The 24583-nt window shown below is 72.9% G+C and carries 22 protein-coding genes; 18 read left to right on the plus strand and 4 right to left on the minus strand.

The genetic code is table 11. From position 1 onward, the window contains the following. The first annotated feature begins 14 nt into the window (after window positions 1-14). The 4 genes from rosag_RS22095 (at window position 15) to rosag_RS22110 (ending at window position 4898) form a co-directional block, all read left to right on the plus strand. Complete coding sequence (locus tag rosag_RS22095) at window positions 15-524, plus strand: MogA/MoaB family molybdenum cofactor biosynthesis protein (RefSeq protein ID WP_284352350.1); 510 nt, start codon at window positions 15-17, stop codon at window positions 522-524. Next, entirely contained in the window at window positions 521-2149 is a 1629-nt protein-coding gene (locus rosag_RS22100) for a sigma-54 dependent transcriptional regulator (protein ID WP_284352351.1), read from the plus strand. The genes rosag_RS22095 and rosag_RS22100 overlap by 4 nt, the downstream gene beginning before the upstream one ends. Before the next feature lie 422 nt (window positions 2150-2571). Continuing rightward, window positions 2572-3267 (plus strand): hypothetical protein, encoded by a 696-nt coding sequence (locus rosag_RS22105; RefSeq protein WP_284352352.1) that lies wholly within the window; start codon window positions 2572-2574, stop codon window positions 3265-3267. A 347-nt stretch (window positions 3268-3614) separates the two neighbouring features. After that, window positions 3615-4898: an HD-GYP domain-containing protein gene (locus rosag_RS22110; protein WP_284352353.1), complete on the plus strand. Its 1284-nt coding sequence runs from the start codon at window positions 3615-3617 to the stop codon at window positions 4896-4898. Window positions 4899-4997: 99 nt separating this feature from the next. Here rosag_RS22110 and rosag_RS22115 read toward each other — a convergent pair whose 3' ends face one another. Both rosag_RS22115 and rosag_RS22120 read right to left on the minus strand, forming a co-directional pair. Next, on the minus strand, window positions 4998-6023 hold the full coding sequence (locus rosag_RS22115) for an AAA family ATPase (protein ID WP_284352354.1): 1026 nt from the start codon (window positions 6021-6023) through the stop codon (window positions 4998-5000). A 119-nt stretch (window positions 6024-6142) separates the two neighbouring features. Continuing rightward, window positions 6143-6706, minus strand: coding sequence for a BsuPI-related putative proteinase inhibitor (locus tag rosag_RS22120; protein ID WP_284352355.1), 564 nt, complete (start codon window positions 6704-6706; stop codon window positions 6143-6145). Between the two features lie 238 nt (window positions 6707-6944). Here rosag_RS22120 and rosag_RS22125 point away from each other — a divergent pair, with 238 nt between their 5' ends. The 11 genes from rosag_RS22125 to rosag_RS22175 all read left to right on the plus strand — a co-directional run bounded on the left by rosag_RS22125 (window position 6945) and on the right by rosag_RS22175 (window position 17570). Next, window positions 6945-7271 (plus strand): AtpZ/AtpI family protein, encoded by a 327-nt coding sequence (locus rosag_RS22125; RefSeq protein ID WP_284352356.1) that lies wholly within the window; start codon window positions 6945-6947, stop codon window positions 7269-7271. Window positions 7272-7282: 11 nt separating this feature from the next. Beyond that, a complete protein-coding gene (locus rosag_RS22130; RefSeq protein WP_284352357.1) occupies window positions 7283-7636 on the plus strand; it encodes a hypothetical protein in 354 nt (117 codons plus the stop codon). Further along, on the plus strand, window positions 7633-8721 hold the full coding sequence (atpB, locus tag rosag_RS22135) for a F0F1 ATP synthase subunit A (protein ID WP_284352358.1): 1089 nt from the start codon (window positions 7633-7635) through the stop codon (window positions 8719-8721). Before rosag_RS22130 ends, atpB begins: the two co-directional genes overlap by 4 nt. 268 nt (window positions 8722-8989) lie before the next feature. After that, the gene (gene atpE / locus rosag_RS22140; protein ID WP_284352359.1) at window positions 8990-9262 is read left to right on the plus strand and encodes an ATP synthase F0 subunit C; all 273 of its coding nucleotides are present in this window, start codon (window positions 8990-8992) and stop codon (window positions 9260-9262) included. Between the two features lie 102 nt (window positions 9263-9364). Further along, a complete protein-coding gene (gene atpF, locus rosag_RS22145; protein ID WP_284352360.1) occupies window positions 9365-9988 on the plus strand; it encodes a F0F1 ATP synthase subunit B in 624 nt (207 codons plus the stop codon). Continuing rightward, a complete protein-coding gene (atpH, locus tag rosag_RS22150; protein ID WP_284352361.1) occupies window positions 9988-10527 on the plus strand; it encodes an ATP synthase F1 subunit delta in 540 nt (179 codons plus the stop codon). The genes atpF and atpH overlap by 1 nt, the downstream gene beginning before the upstream one ends. Window positions 10528-10716: 189 nt before the next feature. Then, window positions 10717-12909 (plus strand): S9 family peptidase, encoded by a 2193-nt coding sequence (locus rosag_RS22155; protein ID WP_284352362.1) that lies wholly within the window; start codon window positions 10717-10719, stop codon window positions 12907-12909. Window positions 12910-12973: 64 nt separating this feature from the next. Further along, window positions 12974-15007: a M1 family metallopeptidase gene (locus tag rosag_RS22160; RefSeq protein ID WP_284352363.1), complete on the plus strand. Its 2034-nt coding sequence runs from the start codon at window positions 12974-12976 to the stop codon at window positions 15005-15007. Window positions 15008-15167: 160 nt separating this feature from the next. Continuing rightward, window positions 15168-15542, plus strand: coding sequence for a cupin domain-containing protein (locus rosag_RS22165; protein ID WP_284352364.1), 375 nt, complete (start codon window positions 15168-15170; stop codon window positions 15540-15542). 121 nt (window positions 15543-15663) lie between these two features. After that, window positions 15664-16653 carry a sugar phosphate nucleotidyltransferase gene (locus tag rosag_RS22170; RefSeq protein WP_284352365.1) on the plus strand — a complete coding sequence of 330 codons (990 nt, stop codon included), beginning with the start codon at window positions 15664-15666 and terminating at the stop codon, window positions 16651-16653. 179 nt (window positions 16654-16832) lie between these two features. Then, window positions 16833-17570: a PEP-CTERM sorting domain-containing protein gene (locus rosag_RS22175; RefSeq protein ID WP_284352366.1), complete on the plus strand. Its 738-nt coding sequence runs from the start codon at window positions 16833-16835 to the stop codon at window positions 17568-17570. A gap of 4 nt (window positions 17571-17574) precedes the next feature. On the opposite strand, the gene rosag_RS22180 is transcribed toward rosag_RS22175, so the two are convergent. After that, a complete protein-coding gene (locus tag rosag_RS22180; protein WP_284352367.1) occupies window positions 17575-18804 on the minus strand; it encodes a M20/M25/M40 family metallo-hydrolase in 1230 nt (409 codons plus the stop codon). A 76-nt stretch (window positions 18805-18880) separates the two neighbouring features. Between rosag_RS22180 and rosag_RS22185 the strand changes: the two genes are divergently transcribed. After that, window positions 18881-20128, plus strand: a complete 1248-nt coding sequence (locus tag rosag_RS22185) for an MFS transporter (RefSeq protein WP_284352368.1) — start codon at window positions 18881-18883, stop codon at window positions 20126-20128. On the opposite strand, the gene rosag_RS22190 is transcribed toward rosag_RS22185, so the two are convergent. After that, window positions 20098-20301 carry a YbdD/YjiX family protein gene (locus rosag_RS22190; RefSeq protein ID WP_284352369.1) on the minus strand — a complete coding sequence of 68 codons (204 nt, stop codon included), beginning with the start codon at window positions 20299-20301 and terminating at the stop codon, window positions 20098-20100. The genes rosag_RS22185 and rosag_RS22190 overlap by 31 nt on opposite strands. A gap of 179 nt (window positions 20302-20480) precedes the next feature. On the opposite strand from rosag_RS22190, the gene rosag_RS22195 reads away from it, so the two are divergent. Together rosag_RS22195 and rosag_RS22200 are read left to right on the plus strand one after the other, a co-directional pair. After that, window positions 20481-21707: a GGDEF domain-containing protein gene (locus rosag_RS22195; protein ID WP_284352370.1), complete on the plus strand. Its 1227-nt coding sequence runs from the start codon at window positions 20481-20483 to the stop codon at window positions 21705-21707. Between the two features lie 207 nt (window positions 21708-21914). Continuing rightward, window positions 21915-24569 carry an EAL domain-containing protein gene (locus rosag_RS22200; protein ID WP_284352371.1) on the plus strand — a complete coding sequence of 885 codons (2655 nt, stop codon included), beginning with the start codon at window positions 21915-21917 and terminating at the stop codon, window positions 24567-24569. The last annotated feature ends 14 nt before the right edge of the window (window positions 24570-24583 follow it).

Genomic DNA, 24583 nt, shown 5'->3' on the forward strand with positions numbered 1-24583 from the left:
GGTCGGCGCCCGCGATGCGGATCGCCATCCTGACCGTGTCCGACACGCGCGCCCGTGGTGAGGTCGTGGGCGACGCCTCGGGCGACGCGATCGCGGCGTGGGCCGCCGCGCGCGACGCCACGGTGTCGGCGCGCGCGCTCGTCGCCGACGACGCGGTCGCCATCGCCGCGCAGGTCGCGGCGTGGTGCGACGACGACGCGGCCGACGTCGTGCTGACGACCGGTGGGACCGGGCTCGCGCCGCGCGACGTCACGCCCGAGGCGACGCGCGCGGTGCTCGCGCGCGAGGCGCCCGGCATCGCGGAGCGGCTGCGCGCGTCGGCGATGGTGGCGTTCCCGCGCGCGGCGCTGTCGCGCGGGCTGGCGGGGACGCGCGCGCGGACGCTGGTGGTGAACCTGCCGGGATCGACCGGCGGCGTGCGCGACGCGCTCGAGGCGCTGGCGCCGATCCTCGGGCATGCGGTGGACGTGCTGCGCAGCCGACCGCTGGACCACGACGTGCCGCACGCGGCGGTGCGCGCATGAGCGAGCCGCGCGTGGGGCGCATCGGGCGCGAGGGGCCACGCGAGCGCGCCGACGGCGAGCCGCGCCAGCGCGTACTGCTGACGCTCACCGACCTGGAGCCCGCGGTGCGGCTGAACGCGCAGCTCGAGGCGCAGGGGCTCGAGACGACGCTGGTGTCGCCGGTCGACGACGTGCGGGCGACGCTGCGGCGGGCGGTGCCCGACGTGGTCGTGCTGACCGGCGCGCTGCTCGACGCGCAGCAGCTCGCGCTCGTGCGGATGCTGCGGTGGGACGGGATCCCGACGGTCGGGCTGACCGACGTGTCCGACCCGACGACGACGACGCGTCTGCGCGAGGCTGGGTACGCGGCGCTGTACGCGAAGCCGATCGTGCCGGAGGAGGTCGCGTCGGGGATCCGGCGCATCCTCGACCGGCGGCGGCTGTCGCAGCTCACTGGCCTCGCCGGCGAAAGCGAGGCGATCCGCGAGGTGCTCGTCCAGATCGAGCAGATCGCGCCCGTCACGAGCACGGTGCTGATCGAGGGTGAGAGCGGGACGGGCAAGGAGCTGGTCGCGCGCGCGATCCACCGCCTCAGCCCCCGTCGCGGCAAGCCGTTCATCGCCGTGAACGTCGGCGCGCTGCCCGAGACGCTGCTGGAGAGCGAGCTGTTCGGACACGAGAAGGGCGCGTTCACCGGCGCGGCCGAGCGGCGCCTGGGGCGTTTCGAGCTGGCGGACACGGGGACGATCTTCCTCGACGAGATCGGGGAGGTTCCGCCGCACACCCAGGTGAAGCTCCTGCGCGTGCTCGAGGAGCGCGAGGTCACGCGGCTGGGCGGCACCTCGCCGATCCCGGTGGACGTGCGCGTGGTGGCGGCGACGAACCGCCCGCTGCGCGACCACGTGATGGAGGGGACGTTCCGCACGGACCTGTACTACCGGCTGAACGTCCTGCGCATCTACCTGCCGCCGCTGCGCGAGCGGCCGGACGACATCCCGCTGCTGGTGCGGCGCTTCGTGGCGGAGTTCGCGGCGCGGCACGACCGGCCGTTCCACGGGCTGTCGGCGGAGGCGATGCAGCTGCTGGTGAGCTATCCGTGGCCCGGCAACGTGCGCGAGCTGCGCAACCTGATCGAGAGCATGGTGGTGCTGGCGCCCGGCCGCGAGATCCGGCCAGAGGACCTGCCGGCGCACCTGCGCGAGTCGGGCGCGGGGCGGCTGCTGCCCGTGCCGGTGGGGCCGGTGCTGCGCGAGGGGCAGCGCGCGGAGGGGCGGGAGCTCGAGTTCATCGTGCGGAGCCTGGTGGAGCTCAAGCTGCAGGTCGAGGAGCTTCGGCGGCGGCTGGACGACGAGCGCGCGGCGCGGCTGTCGGCGCCGGAGCCGGGCGCGGTCGGCAGTGGGGCGGGCGCGGGGCTGATCGCGCCGGCGCTGGAGGCGCGCGAGGAGGCGCCGCCGCCGAACGTGGTCACCGTGCGCCCTGGGATGACGATGGCGGCGATCGAGCGGGCGGCGATCGAGGCCGCGCTCCGGGAGACCGGCGGCAACCGCCGGCGAGCCGCCGAACTGCTCGGCATCGGCGAGCGGACGCTCTACCGGAAGCTGCACGAGTACGAGGGCGTCGCGGTGCCCGTCACGGACGACGAGTGACCGTGGGGGCGGCGTGACGCGGCGTGACGCGGCGCACGCGGCGGGTGAGGGCGGCCACCGGGGTGACTGTCCGCGCCCGGTTTGTGACGTTTTCATGAGGGCGGGTGTCTAGCTCCCGGACGCGCGCCGAGTCGCGTGGGGGAGTGGGCACCGGGTCACATGGGTCGCCATCGTGTCACGGCGGCGGCCTCAGGCCTTGCGCCTCGGGGTGATCCGGCTCACACTTCCCTCCGCCTCACCCCGGTGTGGCGCGCCCGCCGTACTCCTCGCAGGACCTCCCGCCGTTCGACGGCCATCCCGCCGTCCCCGCCGCTTTCTGCTGATCTGGATGGGCGCTCCGCGTCCAGCCGAGAGCATCCCCGCGCGCCGTCGTCGCCGTGACGCAGCCATCTTCCGTGTACGCGCCCCGCGGTGACGCCGCGGTGGCCTCGACGACCGCGCGCTTCCCGCTCGCCGAGGCCGAAGAGCTCCTGTCGAGTCTTCCGGGAGTCATCTCGGTCCGCATCCTCGAGACGGATGGCGGCGGCATCGGCGACGTGCACGTGCTGACGGCGTCGGACGTGTCGCCGAAGCAGACGGTGCGCAACGTCGAGAGCGCGCTCCTGGCGCAGTTCGGGCTGCGCGTGGACCACCGCAAGATCTCGGTCGCGACGACGAGCGACTCGGGCCGCGCGCGCGCGACGCGCCCCACGGGCCCGACGCTGGTGCCGCCTACGCGGGCGCTGGAGTCCGTGCGGCGCGTCTACTTCGAGGACGTGGAAGTCCGGCGTTCGTCGCGCGCGCTGTGGTGCCGCGTGATGTTGCGGCGCGGGGCGGAGATCGTCAGTGCGGAGGCGGATGCGCCGCCTGCAGAGCGGGCGCGCGTCGAGGAGCTGGCCGCGCGTGCGGCGGTGTCCGCGCTGGTGCGCGCCGAGGGCGAGACGCTGGATCTCGCGCTCGAGGGCGCGGAGCTGGTGACCGCGTTCGGCCGCGAGTTCGTGTTCGTGGGCGTGGCCGCGCGGCAGGGCCGCGGGGCGACGCTGCTGACGGGCAGCTGCGAGGTGCGCGACGGTGTCGAGGCCGCGGCGGTGCTGGCGGTGCTGGACGCGACGAATCGGTGGATTGCGCGCGGGCGCTGAAGCATCGCGTGAAATCGTCGACCGATATCGGTGCGATCTACCTGACTGAGTGAGTTGAATCCCACCTTCCGACCTATTCCCCGTCCCCGGTAGAGCGAAGCTGAGCGGGTGAGGCAATCGGCCTCTCGAGCGGAGCCAACCTAGTAAGCGCGTGTCGCTGGCAGCAGTCGCCAGTGGGCATAGCAACTAAGGGAGGTGAACTCGAATGACGATCATTGCTGATCTCGTTGCTGCGATGTTTAGCGGCACTTTGATCTGGTGGTAAGTCAAACCAGCCCGGGGCGGGGGGCTCCTTATCCATGCATGGGAAGCTAACTGCGTACATCGGGGCAACGATTGCCCTCGCCGTGCTTGCGACGGCCGCGGTTGTCATGCTAGGAGGGAGCATCGATCAGAAGGGCGTGCAGGCGGTTGTTTGCTTCACCGCGTTCGCCTTTATTGCGCAAGTGCAGGCGTTTCGACTGCCGCATAGCGCAGCGGGCTCGATTTCTTTCCTTCCGTACCTTTCGTCAGCGCTGATTGCCCCGAATTGGGTGACAGTCTGCGCCGCGTTCGGTTCGATGGTGGTCTCCGAACTCATTCGGCGGCCCGCGCTTGAGAAGGCGCTGTTTAATATCGCGCAGCTGGTTCTCTCGATCGCCTGCGGAATTATCGCGTTCCGACTTCTGGGCGCTGAAGGGCTGCAGCCGAACCGTTTGGTGCCCGGGATCCCGTATGTGTTCCTCGTGACCACCTTCTTCGTGGTGAACACGGGAGCAGTGAGCGGGGTCATCGCGTTGAGCCGGCAGCAACGCCTGGCCTCAGTGTGGCGCGAACATGCATTTCGGACTCTGCTTTTCGACGTCGTAGCCGTCGTAGTTGTCTACTCCTTCGTTTGGGTCTACCTCAAGGTTGACCTCCCTGGATTGGTTCTTCTCGCTGTTTTCGTTCTGGGTACGCGACAGCTCTACAGCACAACGCTTGAGTTGGCGCAGGCCAATCAGGACCTGCTCCAGGTCATGGTCGCGGCCATCGAGATGCGCGACCCGTACACCTCGGGTCACTCGCAGCGCGTCTCGCAGTACTCGAAAGTCATCGCGAAGGCCATCGGCCTCTCGCCCAAGGAAGTCGAGCGCGTCGGCGTTGCCGCGCTGCTGCACGACGTCGGCAAGATCGACGAGCGCTTCGCCCAGATCCTCCAGAAGCCGGGCCGCCTCACCGAAGAGGAGCGGCTCATCATCGAGGAGCACCCCGTGCGCAGCGCGGAGCTCGTGGCGATGGTCAACGGCCTGCAGGACCTCGTGAAGCCGGTCCGCCACCACCACGAGCGCTGGGACGGCGGCGGCTACCCGGATGGCCTCGCCGGCGAGGACATCCCGCTCACGGCCCGCATCATCGTCTTCGCGGACACCATCGACGCGATGACGTCGGACCGCCCCTACCGCCCGGCGCTCGGCCCCGCCGACGTGCGCCGCGAGCTGGTGAAGCATCGCGCGAAGCAGTTCGACCCGTACATCTGCGACCGCCTGATCGAGAGCGACCTGTACGAGCAGCTGTTCGCCATCTGCGGCACGCGGGTGGAGCCGCAGGTCGAGGCGCCCGTCGAGGCGCCGCGCGAGGTGCGCGCGCCGGAGCCGGTCATCGCGGCCTGACGTCCGCCCGCGTCGATACAAGAGAAGAGAGCCCGGCGCCGCGATGCGGCGCCGGGCTCTGTCGTCTGATGGATGCTCGTCGCGCCGACGCGACCGCAGTCAGCGCGTCGAGCGCTCCCGCAGGTCGAGCAGCTTCTCGACCGTCATCCCGTCCGCCTCCGCCTGGAAGTTCAGCACGATGCGGTGGCGCAGCACGGGCAGCGCGACCGCGCGCACGTCGTCCAGATCCGGCATCGGGCGCCCATCCATCGCCGCGCGCGCCTTCGCCGCGAGCACCAGCGCCTGCGAGGCGCGCGGGCCCGCGCCCCAGCCGACGTACTTCTTCATCGCCGCCGACGCCTCCGCCTCGTCCGGACGCGTGCCGCGCACCAGCTGCACGGCGTACTGCACGACGGTCGGCGGCGCGGGCAGCCGGCGCACCAGGCGCTGCATCGCGCCCAGCCGCTCCGCGGACAGCACCGGCTCCACCCGCGCCTCGTTCGCGCCCGTCGTCGCCGTGACGATGCGCTCCTCCTCCTCCCGGCTCGGGTAGCCGACCTTCAGCTCCAGCATGAAGCGGTCGAGCTGCGCCTCGGGGAGCGGATACGTGCCCTCCTGCTCGATCGGGTTCTGCGTCGCCAGCACGAAGAAGGGCTCCGGCAGCCGATGCGTGGTGCCAGCCGCGGTGACCGCGTGCTCCTGCATCGCCTGCAGCAGCGCGGCCTGCGTCTTCGGCGGGGCGCGGTTGATCTCGTCCGCCAGCACCATGTTGCCGAAGATCGGGCCGTTCACGAAGCGGAAGACGCGGCGCCCCGTGGCGTGATCCTCCTCCAGGATCTCCGTCCCCGTGATGTCGCTCGGCATCAGATCGGGCGTGAACTGCACGCGCGAGAACTGGAGGTCGAGCGCCTGCGCCACCGTCTGTACCAGCAGCGTCTTCGCCAGGCCCGGCACGCCCACCAGCAGCGCGTGCCCGCCGGCCAGCAGCGCCGTCAGCAGGTGATCCACGACCTCGTGCTGGCCGACCACGCGTCGGGCGATCTGGTCGGCCAGCGCGCGACGCGCGGCAGCCAGCTCGCGCAGCAGGGCGACGTCGTCGCCGGTGGCCTGCGGAGCCGTGGCGACGGAGGGCGGAGCAGAGGACATCGGCGTCGAGGTGAGGGTCGCGCCGAAATCAAAACGCGGGGCCGCCCGGATGACAGGGCGGCCCCGCGGGACCGGACGTTCAGGACGCGTCAGAACGCCGACGCGTCGTCGTCGCGTGCTCAGTGCGCGGCGAGCTGCGCGACGGCTCCCGTGGCAGGCGTCGCGGGCACCACGAACGCGCTCTGCTTCACGATCGGGTAGTTCGCGCTCCGCAGCTGCGCCACGACGGTGTAGCGGCCCGGCGCCGGCGCCGCCCAGCGCTCGGCGTACACGACGCTGTCGCCCGAGGCGAGCATCTTCGTCTGCATGTTCTGCGTGAACAGGCGCCCGCGGCTCCAGCGCCACACCTCGTGTCCCGCGGCGTCGTAGACCACGAACTCCTTCGTGCGCCCGTCGGGGAAGGAGAGCTCGACCCGGTGCTTCCCGGGATTCTCCACCGCGAGCGCGAACTCGACGCCGTCCTCCGTGTGCACCGACAGCGCCGCGCCGACCAGCGTGTCGCCGCGCGCCCGATGCGGGCGCGGCGCGTGGGTCGCACCGGCGCTCGACGCCTTCGCAGAGTCGGGCGTGCCGGGGCGCACGGTGGCGAGCAGCTCCCCACCGACGTGGGGGAGCGGGCCGCCGCACGCGAACACGGCCGCGGCGGCGGCGAGGAGGGGAAGAACGGCGAGTCGGCGATCCATGACGGGGCGGCGCGGCGGGGGCGGGAGGGCGCCGGGAGCGGGCCGATCGACCGTGTCGACCCTGGGAGCTGCCGGGCGGCAACCTACCGTTGTACGGACGAGCCGTCAACCGTTTGGTCACAGCGTAAGTGAAGGCGGATGCGCGACTTGCGGGCTCGCCTTCTGTTCGGCGTCTGTTCGGGAAGGGCGGGGAATCTCGCTTGCGAAAAATTTCACAAGCGCTAGATTCCCGGCCGCGATGAACCCGGAGGCTCAGGGCTCGACCGATCCCGAACGGCCGGGCCGAACGCCGGAAACGGCACCCGACGCCGCACCACGCCCGACGCCCACCGGCGACGGCGCGAGCGGCCTCGCGCTGGCCGGTCTGGGCTTCCAGTTCGCCGTCTCGCTCGTGGTGTTCTACTACCTCGGGCAGTGGCTCGACCGACGCTTCGGGACGGCGCCGGTCTTTTTGTTGGTCTGCATGCTCGCGGGCGCGGGCGCTTCCTTCTACGCCATGTACACGCAGCTCATGCGCGCACAGCGCCGCGCCGACGAGGCGCGCCGCGGGAATCGCGCGCCATGACGGCCATGACGATGGGTCGCGCCCTCGCGCTGTTCGCGCTCGTCGCCGCGGCGGTCGTGGTGGTGGGCGGCTGGATCCTGACGCTGGTCTACCCGGGCGAGGCGGCCCGGCACGCCATCGTCGCCAGCGCGGTCGTCGCGTTCGTGGTGCAGCTGGTCGCGTTCGCGATCGCGCGGCGCGCGGCGCAGCGCTCCAACGCGGTGGCGGGATGGGGCCTCGGCGCCCTGCTCCGGATGATGGTGTTCGCGCTCTACGCGCTGGTGCTCGTGAAGGCGCTCGGCCTCGTGTCGACGCCGGCGCTCATCAGCCTCGCGGTCTTCCTGTTCGTCTCCACGCTCGTCGAACCTCTGCTGCTGAACGTATGAGACTGTTCGGCTCTCTCGCGCTCGCTGCGTCGCTGGCCCTCGCGGGCGCGCCGGCGCGCGCGCAGGATGCCCACGGCGCCGCGCCCGCGGCGCCGACGGCCCAGCCCTCGGCGGTCGACACGTCGTCGGCCGCCACGGTCGGCGGGACCTCCGCCGCGGTCGGCACCGCCGAGCAGCACGGCGCCGCGCCGACGACCGTCGCCGACGTCGCGGCGCAGGGACACGCGGCCTCGCCCGCGCAGGCCGTGGACATCATCACGCCGCACATCACCGACGCGCACGCGATCGAGTATCCGTGCATCAGCGGCGACTACGCGATGCTGACGTGCGAGGCGCACCTGCCCACGGGCTGGATCGTGCCGATCGGATCGTACCAGCTGGACCTGTCGCCCACGAAGCACGTCGTGATGATGCTGCTCGCCAGCCTCATCGCCTGCGTGGTGCTGATCGGCGCGGCACGCGCGCACAAGCGGCACTCGCACGCGGCCGGCCACCCGAAGGGCTTCGCGGCCGGCATCGAGGCGATGGTGCTCTACATCCGCGACGAGGTGGCGCTGAAGAACCTCGGGCACCACGGCGAGAAGTACGTGCCGTTCATCCTGACGCTCTTCTTCTTCATCCTGTTCGCGAACCTGCTCGGCCTGATCCCGTACGGCTCGACGGCCACTGGCAACATCTCGGTGACCGCGATGCTCGCCATCATCACGTTCCTGGTGGTGGAGTTCGCGGGCATGCGCGCGCAGGGGATCGGCTACCTGAACACGATCTTCTACTGGAACAAGGATCTGCCGATCTACATGCGGATCCCGATGTTCCTGATCATGAGCCCGATCGAGCTCGTCGGAAAGATCGCGAAGCCGTTCGCGCTCGCGATCCGTCTGTTCGCCAACATGACGGCGGGTCACATCGTCGTGCTCGCGCTCATCGGCCTGATCTTCCTGTTCAGGAGCGCCGCGTCGGGTGCGCCGTTCCTCGCCGCCTCGGCGATCATGGTGCTCGAGCTGTTCGTGGCGTTCCTGCAGGCGTTCATCTTCGCGCTGCTCTCGTCGGTGTTCATCGGCCAGATCCGCGAGGCACATCACTGAGCGACGCGTAGCGTCGCTCAGTGATGTCATCGATGTCCTGTCGTCGCGGCTGATCGCCGCGACTCCCTGCGCCGGGCCTCGTCCGGTGTGGCGTACGACGGAAAGCTCGTAGTCAGTCGCGGCGGAACCGCTCCACCCGCTGCGACACGTACCCGGCCGGGTGGCCGGGAAGGCTCGCTGGATCTCGCGATCCGATGGCGGGCAGCACGGCGGCGCAGCGATGCGCGAGGTGCGGAGCCACGGCACTTCCCGATTCCTCTCAAAGACAATGTCGATCCTTCCCCTGCTCCAGGCGGCCGCCGAGACGGCCAGCGACAGCCGCGGTCTCATCTCCATCGGCGCCGGTCTTGGCGGCGGCCTCGCCGTGCTCGGCGCCGGCCTCGGCATCGGCAACATCGGTGGTCGCGCGGTCGAGGGCATGGCCCGTCAGCCCGAGGCGGCCGGCCGCATCCAGACCGCCGCGCTGATCCTCGCCGCCCTCATCGAGGGCGTGGCGCTCTTCGGCGCCGTGATCGCGTTCCAGCTCCAGGGCAAGGTCTGAGTTCAGCCGCGCGGCGGGGTGTCCTCGTGGCACCCCGTCGCGTGATCCCGGCGCGGGCTTCGGCGTCCGCCGCCTCCGCGCCCCTTCCAGAGTGACCCTCCGATGCGCACGCCCCTTCGCTCGCTTTCGCGTCCGCTGGCCCTCGCCGCCCTGAGCGCCGTCGCCGCCCGACCCGCCCTCGCGCAGGAGGCGGAGCACGGCGCCGCCGGCGCCGCGGCCGGCGGCGGGCTGCTCGACCCGCACGCGGGGCTGATGGTCTGGACGCTGCTGATCTTCGCCGTCCTCCTCTTCATCCTCACGAAGTTCGCGTTCAAGCCGCTGACCGCCGCCGTCGAGGCGCGCGAGAAGGCGCTCGAGGATGCGATCGCCGGCGCGAAGCGCGACCGGGAGGAGGCCCAGCGCCTGCTCGCCGAGCAGCGCGCGCAGCTCGAGGGCTCGCGCGGCGAGGCGCAGAAGCTGATCGCCGACGCGCGCGCCGCGGGCGAGAAGATGCGCGCCGACCTGCTCGAGCAGACGCGCCAGCAGCAGGCCGAGCTCCTCGATCGCGCCCGCCGCGACATCGACGCGGAGCGCGAGCGCGCGATCGCCGACCTGCGCCGCGAGGCGGTGGACCTCGCCCTCGCCGGCGCGTCCAAGGTCATCGAGCGCAACCTCGACGACGCGAGCAACCGCCAGCTCGTCGAGCAGTTCCTCTCGACGATCCCGACGAACGGGGCGCGCCGCTGATGCGCGACGCCACGATCGCCCGCAACTACGCGGACGTGCTGCTCTCCCTCGCCCGCAAGGGCGAGGACCCGCACGGCTGGGGGCGGATGGCGCGCGAGCTCGCCGAGTCGATCGAGGGCGACGCGAAGCTGCGCCACTTCCTCGAGTCGCCGCGCGTCGCGGCCGACCAGAAGAACGAGGTGCTGGCCAAGGCGTTCCAGGATCGCTTCCCGCGTGTCCTCGTCCGCTACCTCCAGACGCTCGTGACGAAGGGGCGACAGATGCTACTGCCGCAGATCGTCACCGAGTACTACAACCTGCTCGACGAGGCCGAGGGGCGCGTGCACGCGCGCGTCACGACGGCGCGCCCGACCACGCCGCAGGACGAGGCCGCGATCGCGGCGCAGCTCACGCGCGCGTTCGGCAAGCAGGTCGTCCCGCACGTGGTCGTGAACCCGGCGATCCTCGGCGGCGTGGTGGTGAAAATGGGCGACACGGTGATGGACGGCTCGGTGCGCCGCCGCCTGGCGATGCTGCGCGCCCGCATGACCGCGCGCTGATCGCGCCCGACGCAGGATCCCGCACGACGCCGCGCGCCGGCCGCCTCAGAGGCGGCCGGCGCGCGGTCGTTTCGGGCCCGCGCGCAGCGGTGCGGCTTGACACCCCGTGCACCCGGCGCGAGCGTCGACGGTACGGTCGGGCGCGTCCGCGTCCACCGTCGCTCGGTCCAGACCGCCGGAGGACCCGTCGTGGCGACGTTTCCGCGCATCCGCGTCCGTCTGCTCGCGCTCTCGTGCACGCTGCCGCTCGTCGCGACGACGGCGCTCGCCCAGACCAGTGCGCAGCCCGTCGCCGCCACGATGGCCGCATCTCCACGGCCGCCCGTGGCCGAGCGCGTGCCGCGTGTCGACACGCTCCACGGTGAGGTGCGCACGGACGACTTCTTCTGGATGAAGCAGAAGAAGGACGCCCGGGTCATCGCGTACCTCGAAGCGGAGAACGCGTACACGGACGCGATGACCGCGCACACGGCGGGGCTGCGTGACACGCTCTACCGCGAGATGCTCGGCCGCCTGAAGCAGACGGACCTCTCGGTGCCGTACCGCGACAACGGCTACTGGTACTACACGCGCACCGAGGAAGGGAAGTCGTACCCGATCATCTGCCGGCGGAAGGGGACGATGGCGGCGCCGGAGGAGATCGTCCTCGACCAGAACGCGCTCGCGGCGGGGAAGAAGTTCCACGCGCTCGGCGGGTGGGACGTGAGCCCGGACGGCCAGCGGCTCCTCTACCTGCAGGACACGACCGCATTCCGCGAGTACACGCTGTACGTGAAGGACCTGCCGTCGGGCCGGCTCGTGGACTCGATCCCGAACGTCTGGAACGGCACCGCGTGGGCCGACGACGACCGCACCTTCTTCTACATGACCGCGGACTCCGCCAAGCGCGGCAACGCGGTCTGGCGGCACGTCACGGGGCAGCCGCGCGGCGCGGACGCGAACGTGTTCCGCGAGGACTCGGTCCTCTACAACGTGTCCGTCTACCGGTCGCGCAACGGGCGGCACGTGCTGATCCCGACGTCGAGCTTCACGACGTCCGAGTGGCGGACGATCCCGACCGCCGCGCCCAACACGCCACCGAGGCTCGTCGCCGCGCGCCGCGACGGCGTCGAGTACGACGTCGAGCCGGCGGAGGGCGCGTTCCTCATCCGCACCAACGCCGACGGCGCGCGCAACTTCAAGGTCGTCCGCGCGCCCGAGCACGATCCCTCGCCGCGCAACTGGGCGGACTGGATCCCCCATCGCGACTCGGCCTTCGTGGAGAACGTGGACGCGTTCCGGGGCTTCGTCGTCGTGCAGGAGCGCACGGGCGGGATCCGGCGCGTGCGCATCCACGATCCGGCGACCGGCGCGGCGCACACCGTCGCGATGCCCGAGGAGGCGTACGGCGTCTTCGCCAGCGCGAACGCGGAGTACGACACGCCGACGTACCGCCTCAGCTACTCGTCGCTGGTGACGCCGAGCACCGTCTACGACTACCGCGTGGTGGAGCGGCGGCTGGAGGTGCGGAAGCGCACCGAGGTGCCGACGTACGATCCGTCGCGCTACGAGGTGCGGCGCGCGATGGCGCCGGCGCGCGACGGCACGCCCGTGCCCGTGTCGATCCTGATGCGGAAGGGGACCGCGCTCGACGGCCGGAGCCCGCTCCTGCTCTATGCCTACGGCTCGTACGGCGCGACGACCGAGCCGACCTTCCGCTCCTCGGTGTTCAGCCTCGTCGACCGCGGCTTCGTCTACGCCATCGCGCACATCCGCGGCGGGCAGGAGATGGGGCGCGGCTGGTACGACGACGGCAAGATGCTGAAGAAACGGAACACCTTCTTCGACTTCGAGGACGTCGCCGACTGGCTCGTGCGGTCGCGCTACACGTCGGTCGACCGCCTCGTCGCCAACGGCGGCAGCGCTGGTGGGCTGCTGATGGGCGTCGTCGCCAACGAGCGTCCGGAGCTGTTCCGCGCGATCGTCGCCGACGTGCCGTTCGTGGATGTCGTCAACACGATGCTCGACGCGTCGCTGCCCCTCACGGCGCAGGAGTGGCTGCAGTGGGGCAACCCGCAGGTGCGGGCCGAGTACGAGTACCTGAAGACGTACTCGCCGTACGACAACGTGCGCGCGCAGCGCTATCCATGGCTGCTGGTCACCAGCTCGCTCAACGACTCGCAGGTCGGCTTCCACGAGCCGACCAAGTGGGTGGCGAAGCTCCGCACGTTGAAGACCGACGGCAACCCGCTGCTGCTGCGCATGAACATGGCGGGCGGCCACGGCGGCAGCTCGGGGCGCTACGACCAGCTGCGCGAGCAGGCGTTCCGCTACGCCTTCATGCTGGACGCGGTAGGGCTGGCGGGGCGCGCGGGCGCACCGCGGGCGGCCTTCACCCCCTGAGCCGCGGACGGATGCGGCGGCGCGCGCCGGCCGGGTAGATTGCGCCGACCAGAACCCGGACTCGATGCTCGCCGCCCTCCCGCTCCTCCTCGCGCTCCAGCAGCTCCCGGCGTCGTCGCCGGTGCCCGACCTCTCGCAGACGTTCGCGGGGAAGCCCGCCGCGCCGTCGCGCACCTCGCCGGCGAACGGCGACACCGTCGGCTACTGGCAGCAGCGCGCCGACTACCGCATCGTCGCGCGGCTCGACGAGCCGAAGCAGGCCGTGGTCGCGACCGCGCGGCTGACGTACGTCAACGCGTCGCCCGACACGCTGCGCGAGCTGTTCGTGCACCAGCACCTGAACGCCTTCCGCCCCGGCTCCAAGTGGAGCGCGACCGACGAGAAGGAGGGGCGGCTGCGCTTCCAGCGGCTGCCGGAGCCCGCGTACGCGTACGAGCGCTTCACCGCGACGCCGACGATCGATCCCTCGCCTGGCTCGGGACAGGCTCCGACGCCGGTGCGCGCGGAGTACCCGGGCGCGCCCGACAGCACCGTCGTGCGGCTCGTGCTCCCGCGGCCGCTGGCGCCGCGCGACTCGCTCGTCGCGACGTTCGCCTGGGAGGCGCGGCCCTCGACGGTGGCGCGGCGGCAGGGGCGGCGCGGCCGCCACTACGACTTCGCGCAGTGGTATCCCAAGGTCGCCGTCTACGATCGCGGCGGGTGGCAGCCGCACGCGCTCGTGCCGGCCGGTGAGTTCTACGGCGAGTACGGCTCGTTCGACGTGACGCTCGTGCTGGCGGAGGACCAGGTCGTGGGCGCGACCGGTGTGCCCGTGGCCGGTGATCCCGGCTGGGCGCGTGCGTCTCGCGGCGGCGCGGCGCCGGTGCTCGCGCGTACGGCCTACGGCGCGCTGCCGGCATCGACGGCCGACTCCGTGCCCGCGGGCCATCGGGCCGTGCGCTTCGTGGCGCGCGACGTTCACCACTTCGCGTGGTCCACGTCGCCCGACTACCGCTACGAGGGCGGCGCGTACGTGCGCCGCGCGCCCGCGGGTCGCCCGACGGGGTGGGACACCGTGGCGGTGCATGCGCTCTTCCAGGCGGCGGACGACACGACGTGGGGCGGCGGACGCGTGGTGCAGCGCACGGTCGCCGCGCTCGGCTGGCTGGAGCGCGCGTTCGGCACGTACGCGTACCCGCAGATGACCGTGCTGCACCGCATCGACGGCGGCGGCACCGAGTTCCCGATGATGCAGATGAACGGGAGCGCGTCGCAGGGGCTGATCCTCCACGAGGGCGGGCACAACTTCGCGTTCGGCATCCTCGGCAACAACGAGTGGCAGAGCGGGTGGATGGACGAGGGGCTGACGTCGTACCAGACGTCGTGGGCCACCGGCGCGACCGCGCAGGCGCTGGCGGCGCGTGAGGCGCCGCCCGTCGGTCCCGCGCCCACAGATGCGCAGCGCGCGTCGATGCGCCGGCAGCTCAACAGCACGATCGTGCGGCAGGCGCGCCTCGTGACGCGGGGCGCCGCGCAGCCGATCGGCACGCGCGGCGACCTGTTCGCGGACTTCAACGTCTACAACAACGCCGTCTACACGCGCGCGGAGCTGATGTACGCGACGCTGCGCGACGCGATCGGCGACGCGGCGTTCGCGCGCTTCCTCAACGACTACTACGCGCGCTGGGCCAACCGCCACGTGGACGAGGCGGCGATGCGCGCGAGCGCGGAGCGCGCGGCCGGTCGCGACCTCGGATGGTTCTTCACGCAGTGGGTGCACGGCGTCGGCGTCGTGGACTACGCGCTGCGCGACGTCGCCGTGCGCGAGACGGGCGGCGGCTGGCAGGTGCGGGGCACGCTCGTGCGCGCGGGTGCGTACCGGCACCCGATCTCGGTCGGCGTGCGCACCGAGTCGGGGTGGACGCTGGTGCAGGGCGACGCCGCGCGCGACAGCCAGTCCATCGAGCTCCGCGTGGCCGAGCGGCCGCTGGAGGTGCGGCTCGATCCGCGCGGGGCGGCGGGCGCACCGACGGCGCGCTTCTACACCTTCACCGTGGCGCCGGACGGCCCGGCCCCGGCGGTCGTGCGCATCCCGGCGCCGACGCTCGCGGCGCCCTGAGCGGCCCCAGAATGGGCCATGACCCGGGCGCGGCGCGTTGCCTCGCCCGGCCCCGCGCGTCGATATTTCGTGCTGTAGCTCTCGCCCCGCGCGCGCCGTCGTCCGGCGTTCGCGGGGCTCCGCGTCGCCGGCCCCACGCCGGCGCCCTCTCACGACAGACATGAGCGGCCGCATCGACGTCAAGCGCGTCCCCAAGCCCTGGGGGCACGAGATCATCTGGGCGCACACCGACCGCTACTGCGGGAAGATCCTGCACGTGAAGGCGGGGGAGCAGCTCTCCGTGCAGTACCACGAGCGCAAGGACGAGACGGTGTACCTGCTGTCGGGGGAGCTGCGCTACTGGGTCGCGCTCGGCGACGCGCCGCTGGAGGACCAGCGGCTCCAGGCGGGAGACGCGTTCCGCATCACGCCGGGCACCGTGCACTACATGGAGGCGGTGACCGACTGCGACGTCCTCGAGGTGAGCACGCCGGAGCTGGACGACGTCGTGCGGATCAAGGACCGCTACGGCCGCGAGGGGACGAACGCGCCCTGACGCGCCTGACGCGCCCGGATGTACGAGGGCAGGGGAGCACGAGCGTGACACGGATCTTGCACGCCCGCGAGCTGGCCGCGAGCTTTGCGCCGCGCCGTCACGCTCCCCTACCGACCCTCCCATGAAAGTCATCATCCCGCTCGCCGGCAAAGGCACGCGCCTGCGCCCGCACACGCACGTCACGCCCAAGCCCATGCTGCGCATCGCCGGCAAGCCGGTGATGGACTACGTCATGGACGACGTGAAGCGCCTGGGCGACGTGGAGCAGGTGGTCTACGTGACCGGGCACCTGAAGGAGAAGGTCGAGGAGCACGCGCGCCGCGACATCGGCCTGCCCGCGGTGTTCGTCGAACAGTCGGTGCAGGACGGCACGGCGGGCGCGGTGAACCTCGCGCGCCCCTACGTCGACCAGCCGGTGCTGATCATCTTCGTCGACACGATCTTCGACGCCGACCTGTCGATCGTGCACGACACCGACGCCGACGGCATCATCTGGACGAAGGAGGTCGAGGACTACCAGCGCTTCGGCGTGGTGGTCACCGATGCCGACGGCCACATGACGAAGATCGTCGAGAAGCCGTCGACGCCGATCTCGAAGCGCGCCAACATCGGCCTGTACTACATCCGGAACTGGCAGCTGCTCTACGAGGGCATCGACCACGTCCTCACGCAGCCCAAGAACAAGGGCGAGTACTATCTGACCGACGCGTTCCAGTACATGATCGACAAGGGCGCGAAGATCAAGGTCGTCGACGTCGCCGGCTGGTACGACGCCGGCCAGATCGAGACGCTGCTCGACACGAACCGCGTCATGCTCGAGAAGGGCCGCGCGCGCCGTCCCGGCACCATCGACGCCAGCGCGACGATCGTCGATCCGGTCTACATCGAGGAGGGCGTGACGATCACGAACTCCACGGTCGGCCCGAACGTCTCGATCAGCGCCGGCTCCACGATCGAGGGCTCCACGCTGCGCGACTCGATCGTCGGCGCGCAGTCGCGCGTGCTCGGCTCGCGCCTGCACGGCTCGATCATCGGCGACGCGGTGAAGCTGGAGGGCTTCGCGGGCAGCGTCACGATCGGCGACCACGCGGAGGTGCGGGCGAGCGCCTGAGCGCCGCGCGGGCTGGCCCGGACGGGGGCGGCGCCGTACCGGCACCGCCCCCGTCCGCGCGTTCGGGCGCCCGGCAGCTGGTGCACCTGCACCATGTTGCATGACGAATCGTTCACGACATTCCGGCGCAATCGCCGCGGCCCTGCCGGCGCGGCCGCCTCACCACCGCTCGGAGTGCCATGTCGATCCTCTCCCGTCCCGCTGCCCGCGCCGCGCTCGCCGTTGCCGCGAGCGCCATCGTCGCCGCGCCCGCCGCCGCCCAGACCGTCTACTACGGTCAGAGCAACCTCGGCACCCAGAATGCCGCGATCACGCAGGCGCGCTCGGACTTCCTCGCCGCGCTCACCGCGGGCGTCGGCACCGAGACCTTCGAGGGGATCCCCGACAACACGCGCGCCCCGGTGGCGCTCAACTTCCCGGGCGCGGGCACGGCGACGCTCACGGGCTCGGGCTCGGTGGAGACGTCGCCCAGCTCGGGCGCGGGGCCGGTGTCGGGCGCGCACTACTACCTCGTGACGACGGGCGGCGCGAGCAGCGCCTTCAGCATCGCCTTCGCCAACCCGATCGCCGCCTTCGGCTTCTACGGGCGCGACCTCGGCGACAACTTCTCGAACCTGATCCTCCGCTTCACGCTCGCGGCCGGGGGCACGCGCGACGTGCAGGTGCCGTACGACGCGTCGCGCACCGCGCTGCCCAACGGCAACCTGCTCTTCTTCGGCCTGATCGACACGGCGAGCCCGTTCACGCGCGTCGAGTTCCGCAGCACGGCGTCCGGCGACGTGTTCGGCTTCGACGACATGACGATCGGCACCACGCAGCAGGTGGCCAGCGTCGTCCCCGAGCCTTCGACGTACGTGCTGCTGGCGAGCGGGCTCGGCGTGCTCGGGCTGGTCGCGCGCCGCCGCCGGACCGCCTGATGCGCTACGCGGCGCCGACCAGCTCCGCGGCCAGCGCGACGATGCCGAGCGCGCGCGCGAGCCCCACGGCGCCCTCGGCGTTCTCGAACCATTCGGCGGGCGTGTGCGCGTCGCCGCCACGCCCGCCCGCACCGATCGCGATCGCCGGCACGCCGCGGCCGAGCGGCACGTTCGCGTCCGTGGACGCGGCGCCGAGCTCCGGGACGCGGCCGACCAGCCGCGTCATCGCGACGGCGCCCGCGACCAGCGGCGCCTCCGCCGCCAGCTCGCCGCCCGGCCGGTCACCGATGACCTCGACGCGCATCGTCAGCGCTGGCGTCCCCTCGGCGCGGATCACGTTCTCCTCGTACGCGGCGCCGTGCACGGCGCGGCGGATCGACTGCTCGTAGCGGTCGAGCATCGCGCCGGACGTCGAGCGCAGGTCGACCTCCAGCCACGCGTCCGCCGGAATCGCGTTGACGCAGATGCCGCCGCCGATGCGCCCCACCGAGACGGTGACGCGCGGCGAGTCGTCGAGCGGCAGCGCCGCGATCGCCGCCGCCGCGCGCGCCGCGGCGTGCACCGCGTTCGGCACGCCGAACGCTGCCCAGCTGTGGCCACCCGGGCCCGCGAACGTCACGCGGAAGCGACGCGAGCCGACCGCGCGGTGCACGATGCGCTCGTCGCCCGCGCCGTCCAGCGCGACAGCTGCGACCACGTTCGGCGTCTCCGCGAAGTAGCGCTTCGCGCCGCGCAGGTCGCCCAGCCCCTCCTCGCCCGTCGTCGCGACGAACTCGATCGCGTGGCGCGTGCGCAGCTGCACGCCGTCGAACGTCTCGGCCAGCGCGAGCATCGCCGTGAGCCCGCGCCCGTTGTCGCCGATCCCCGGGCCGACGAGTCGCCGACCCTCGTGCCGCACCTGCAGCGGCGTCTCGCGCGGGAACACCGTGTCGAGGTGCGCGCACACCGCGACGCGCGGCGCGTCTTCCGATCGGTCCTCGCCCGGCCGACGGCCGACGACGTTGCCGGCGGCGTCCACCCGCACGTCGGCCAGGCCGAGCGCGCGGAAGCGGCGGGCGACCCACGCGCCGCGCTCCTCCTCCTCTCCCGTCGGCGCCGGGATCTCGGCGAGCGTCACCTGGTCGCGTACCGTGACCGCGTCGCGCGCGACGAGTCGCGCGCGGGCGCGCGCGAGCGCGTCGTGCACGCGCGCGACGTCGGACGCAGCCGTGGGCGCGGAGGAGAGCAGTGGCATGTGCAGGGAATTGGGGCCGCCGGTCGGACGCCGCAAGGGTCGGCGACGCCCACCGCTACATTCACACCAACCGCCCATGCCACCCGTATCCGCTCCGACCGCCCCGCAGGACGCGCCGGCCGCGACGCCTCCCGGCCGCCGACCCGCGTGGCTCGGCCGCACGGTCGTGTCGCTGGCCGCCGTCAGCCTGCTGACGGACGCGTCGAGCGAGATGATCGCGCCGCTGCTGCCGATCTTCCTGACGGGCGCGCTCGGCGCGTCGGCCAGCATGGTCGGCACCATCGAGGGTGCAGCCGAGTCGACCGCGTCGCTGCTGAAGCTGGCCAGCGGGTGGTGGTCGGACCGGCTGCCGCGTCGCAAGCCGCTCGTGGTGGCGGGCTACCTGCTCGCCTCGACGGCGCGGCCGCTGGTGGCGATCGCGAGCGGCGCCGGGCAGGTGCTCGCCGTGCGCCTCGCCGACCGGGTGGGGAAGGGGCTGCGCAGCGCGCCGCGCGACGCGCTGCTCGCCGCCGCGGTGCCGCCGGAGGTGCGCGGCCGCGCGTTCGGCTTCCACCGCGCCGCCGACCACCTGGGCGCGGTGATCGGGCCGCTCGTCGCGTTCGTGCTGCTCGGCTGGGTGGGGCTGTCGCTGCGCACCGTGTTCTGGCTCGCGGCGGTGCCCGCGGCGCTGGCCGTGCTGGTGCTCGTGCTCGCAGTGCGCGAGGAGCCGGCGGCGCCGCGCGTCGTCGCATCTGTCGAAGCGAGCACGCGTCCCGCGAGCCGCTCGCTCGGGGCGATGCTGGCGGCGGTGCTCGTGTTCACGCTCGGCAACTCGACCGACGCGTTCCTCGTGCTGCGCGCGACGCAGCTGGGCGTGCCCGTCGCGCTGATCCCGATCCTGTGGGCCGCGCTGCACGTCGTGAAGTCGGCGTCGAGCACGCCCGGCGGCGCGCTGTCGGACCGCCTGGGCCGCAAGCCGACGATCGTCGCCGGCTGGCTGCTCTACGCGTGCGTGTACGCAGGCTTCGCGTTCGCCGCCGCCGCCTGGCACGTGTGGGCACTGGTCGGCGTGTACGGCCTCTTCTTCGGGCTCACCGAGGGCGCGGAGAAGGCGCTCGTCGCCGACCTCGTGGAGCCGCACGCGCGCGGGACCGCGTTCGGCTGGTACCACCTGACGGTGGGGCTGGCGGCGCTGCCGGCGTCGCTGGTGTTCGGCGTGATCTGGGATCGCCGCGGCGCTCCCGCGGCCTTCCTCACGGGCGCGGCCCTCGCGCTGGTCGCGTCGCTGCTGCTCGTGCTGACGGTGCCCGCGGGTCAGCAGCAGCGCGAGCCGGGACGCTCGTAGCGCGCGGCGAGCCGCTCGCGCTCGAACTCCTGGCGCGTCGGCACGGCGCACTCGGGATGGTGCGCGCGCAGGTGACGCACGTAGCGCTCGTAGTCCGGAACGCCGAGCACCGCGTGCAGCACCTCGCGCACGCGCGCGAGCGTGGCTCCGAGGAAGGGCGTCGCGGCAGGCATGGCACCAATGACGCGGCCACACCGCACGGGCGCAAGTCGCCGCGCTGACACACGACGCGCGCCACAGCGGTGGGGAGCGCGGCTCACGGCGTTTCTCCGTCCGCCCCTGCATCGTCGTATGCGCGGTGCGCCGGGTGACACGCCCGTCACGGCGCGTCCTCACCACGTCCTCGCCGCTCGTGTCGCTCGTCAAGCAGTGGTTCCACCGCAGCGCGCCGCCCGCCGCCCCGCCGGCTCCCGTCGCGCCGGCTCCCGTCCCGCCCTACGTCGCGCCGCAGGCCGCCGAGCAGCCCGCCCGGCGCGACGCGGCAGCGAACGACGACGCCACGGTCGGACGGATGCTGGACACGCTGGGGACGCTCGTGCAGCTGGTCGGGCAGTACGCGCACGACAGCGACGTGCGTCCCGCCGCGGCGGCGCGGCACCAGGCCGACCTGTGGCGCCGGCACCTGACGACGGGGCTGGGCCATCCCATGGAGGACGGCGCGGAGGGAGGCGCGACGCGCGGCGGCGGCCTGGCGGCACGCGACTGGGAAGGCGCCGCGCGCTTCGCGACCGCGGAGCGGCAGGCGGAGCACGCGTACGTCGCCCGCGCGCTGGACGACCTGCGCGGCACCGTGTGGACGCTCGTGCAGGGCCTCCACCAGGCGATGGGCGCCGAGGCGGCGGCCGGCCGCGCATCCGCGTCGGTCGCGCGTCGGCTGCACGCCGCGGTGAGCGACGCGAGCCCCGAGACGCTCCGCGACGCGGCGCTGGCCGCGGTGGGTGAGCTGGGAACGGTGATCGCGCAGCGCGAGCGCGAGCGCGAGCAGCAGATCGCGCAGCTGGGCGAGGAGATCTCGAAGCTCGGCGCCGCGCTGGAGGAGGCGCGCCGCGAGGGCGCGACCGATCCGCTGACGGGACTCGGCAACCGGCGCGCGTTCGACGCCGCGCTGGACCACGCGGCGGCGCTGCACGGCCTGTGGGGGCAGCGCGTGTGCCTCCTGCTGATCGACGTCGACCTGTTGAAGCAGCTGAACGACCGTGACGGGCACGCCGCGGGAGACGCCGCGCTGCAGCGCGTCGCGTCGCACCTCGCGCGGATCTTCATGCGGCGCACCGACGTCGTCGCGCGCATCGGCGGCGACGAGTTCGCGGTGCTCCTGCGCGACGTGGCGCCCGACGAAGCGCGGCGGCTGGCCGAGCGGCTCGTCGCCGCCGTGGCGCCGTCGCCGGAGGCGCCGTCGCCCGAGGCGCCGTCGCCCGAGGCGCCGTCGCCCGACGAGGAGACCGCGTCGATCACCGTCTCGGCCGGCGTCGCCGCGCTGCGGCAGGACGAGACGGCGGCCGAGTGGTTCGCGCGCGCCGATGCCGCGCTCTACGCGGCCAAGGCGGCCGGGCGTGGCCGCGTGCACCGGGACGGCTGACGCGAGGGCGCGGTCCGTCCGGGACGCCTGTGGGGGGCGAGGCGGCTCAAGTCGCAGTCTTCCGCGGCCGAAACTCCTGACGGAGCCTTCCCGCCGAGCATGGCGCGTGGGTCGAGGTCCTCCTGATGGCGCCCCGCGGCTTCCCGCCGACGGGACGTCGTCGCCCCGCGCGCCCATGGCGTCGCGAGTCACCGCCTGCCGAGACCCGTGCCGACCCACAACGCCGACGGACTGGAGCCGGTCGAGCGCGCGATGGTGCTGCGCGCGCGACACCGCCAGTCGATCAACATGCGATGGTCGCTGGCGACGTTGGGGATGGTGCTCGCGCTCGGGGATGCGGTGTTCGACATCAGCGCCGCGCCGTGGCAGCTGGTGATCACCGTCCCCGCGCTCGTCGGCGTGGCCAACGCGATCGCGTCGCTGCGCCTGAACGCCGACCGGTACACGCCCAACGACGTCTGGCGTCTGCTGATCGTCGACGCGTTCGGGCTCGCCGGCATGGCGGCCGTCGCGGGCATCGCCGGCTACGGTGCGCTGCCGTTCTACGTGATGGTGATCGGCGGCTATGCGCTCGGCTTCCCCGAGCTCGCGCGCACGCTGCTCGCGATCGTCGCGGTCCTCCATCCGCTCGCGCGCTACTCCAGCTCGCAGATCCTCGGCTTCCCGCTGTCGACGGGACTCATCCTCGTCGAGGCGGCCGCGCTCGCGGGCGTGGGCTGGCTGACGACGCTCGCGCCGGCGATCAACACCGTCCGCACGCGCCGGGCGCGCGCGGCGCTGTCGGCGCTGGAGCGCGGCGACTTCACCGTGCGGCTGCCCGAGCGCTCGCCCGACGACCTCGGCCTGCTCGCGGCGAGCTTCAATCGCACGGCGGAGACGCTCGGCCAGAGCGTGGCGGCGCTGGAGACCGTGATCGCGCAGCACGAGGCGGAGGTCGCCGGGCACGAGCGCGCCCGCGAGGCGCTGCGCGAGAGCGAGGCGCGCCTGTGGATCGCGCAGAGCGAGGCCCAGGGTACCGCGGCGCGCATGCGCGCGGTCGCCAACGCGGCGGCCGGCGTGCTCGCGGCGGATTCGCTGGCGGCGCTGCACGACGTGCTGCGCGACGCCTGCCGCCAGGTGATCGAGTTCGACGCGTTCTCGCTCGCGATGCACGACGAGGCGTCCGACTGCTGGCAGCCGCTCGGCGCCTCCGATCCGGCGCTGGTCGAGGAGCGGCTCGGGAAGCTCGTCCTCGAGCGCCGCACGGCGCTGCGGCTCTCCGCGCGCCGCGGCAGCGAGGGCGAGCGCCGGTCGGGCAGCGTGCTCCTCGCGCCGCTGGAGACGGCGGACGGCATGCTGGGCGTGCTGGCGCTGCACAACGAGCGCGACGACGCGTACTCCGAGGCGGACCTGGAAGTCAGCGAGGTGCTCGCCCACCTCGCGACGACCGCCATCCACAACGTCACGCTGGTGGCCGAGCTGCGCTGCTCGCGCGAGGCGTTCGCGCACCAGGCGCACCACGACCCGCTGACGGGGCTCGCCAACCGCGCGCGGCTGCACGAGCGGCTCGCGCAGGTGCTCTCGGCCGCCGACACCGACGCGGTGGCCGTGATGGTGCTGGACCTCGACGGCTTCAAGCGCGTCAACGACTCGCTCGGCCACGCTGCGGGCGACGAGCTGCTGTGCGAGGTGTCGAAGCGCCTGCTGAACGCCACGCGCGGCTGCGACCTCGTGACGCGCCTCGGCGGCGACGAGTTCGCGGTGCTGCTGGAGAACGCGCGCTCGGACGCGGATGCGACCGCGGTCGCGGAGCGGATCCTCACCTCGCTGCGCACGCCGTTCGTGCTGGGCACGGCGGAGGCAGTCGTCGGCACGAGCATCGGCATCGCGCGCCCGGCGCCGCTGGAGGGCGCGGACGCCGGCGCGCCGCCGACGCGCGCTGCCGTCGTCGAGCGCGCGGACGCGATGCTGCGCGACGCGGACCTGGCGATGTACCGCGCGAAGGCCGGCGGCAAGGGGCGGTTCGCGTTCTTCGAGCCGTCGATGCACGCCGAGGCCGTCGCGCGGCTGGCGCTGGAGGCCGACCTGCGGGCCGCACTGGAGCGCGAGGAGCTGGCGATCTCGTACCAGCCGATCGTGACGCTGCAGGACGCGACCGTCATCGGCGTCGAGGCGCTGGTGCGCTGGGAGCATCCGACGCGGGGCTCGATGAAGCCCGCGGACTTCGTGCCGGTGGCCGAGGAGACGGGGCTCATCACGTCGATCGGCGCGTGGGTGATGCAGGAGGCCTGTCGCCGCGTCGCCGGGTGGAACGCCGCGCGCGTCGGCGCCGGTCAGGAGCCGCTCACCCTGACGGTGAACGTGTCCGCGCGGCAGGTCTACGAGCCCGGCTTCGTCGACGGGGTGCTGGAGGTGCTCGCCGAGACCGGCTTCGACGCCGCGCAGCTCCTGCTGGAGATCACCGAGAGCGTGCTGCTCGACCGGCCAGAGCTGGCGCGCGAGCGGTTCCTGGCGCTGCGCGACGCCGGCGTGCGCCTCGCCGTCGACGACTTCGGCACCGGCTACTCCGCGCTCGGCTACCTGCAGGCGTTCCCGATCGACACGCTCAAGATCGACAAGAGCTTCGTCGCCGGCCTGCGGCGCGGCAGCGGCTCGCAGGCCGCGCTGGCGCGCACGATCGTCGCGCTGGGGCGCGCGCTGTCGCTGCGCACCATCGCCGAGGGCGTCGAGGACGAGGACCAGCGCATCGCCCTGCGCGACGCGGGGTGCGCGTTCGGGCAGGGCTTCCTCTTCTCCGGGCCGCTCGATCCGGTGGCGGCGGAGGCGATGCTGGTGCCGCGCGTCGCGCGGACGCGCGGCAAGCGCGCGCTGAAGCTCGCGTGACGGCGGTCGCCGGC

The sequence above is a fragment of the Roseisolibacter agri genome (genome assembly GCF_030159095.1).
GTDB lineage: Bacteria > Gemmatimonadota > Gemmatimonadetes > Gemmatimonadales > Gemmatimonadaceae > Roseisolibacter > Roseisolibacter agri.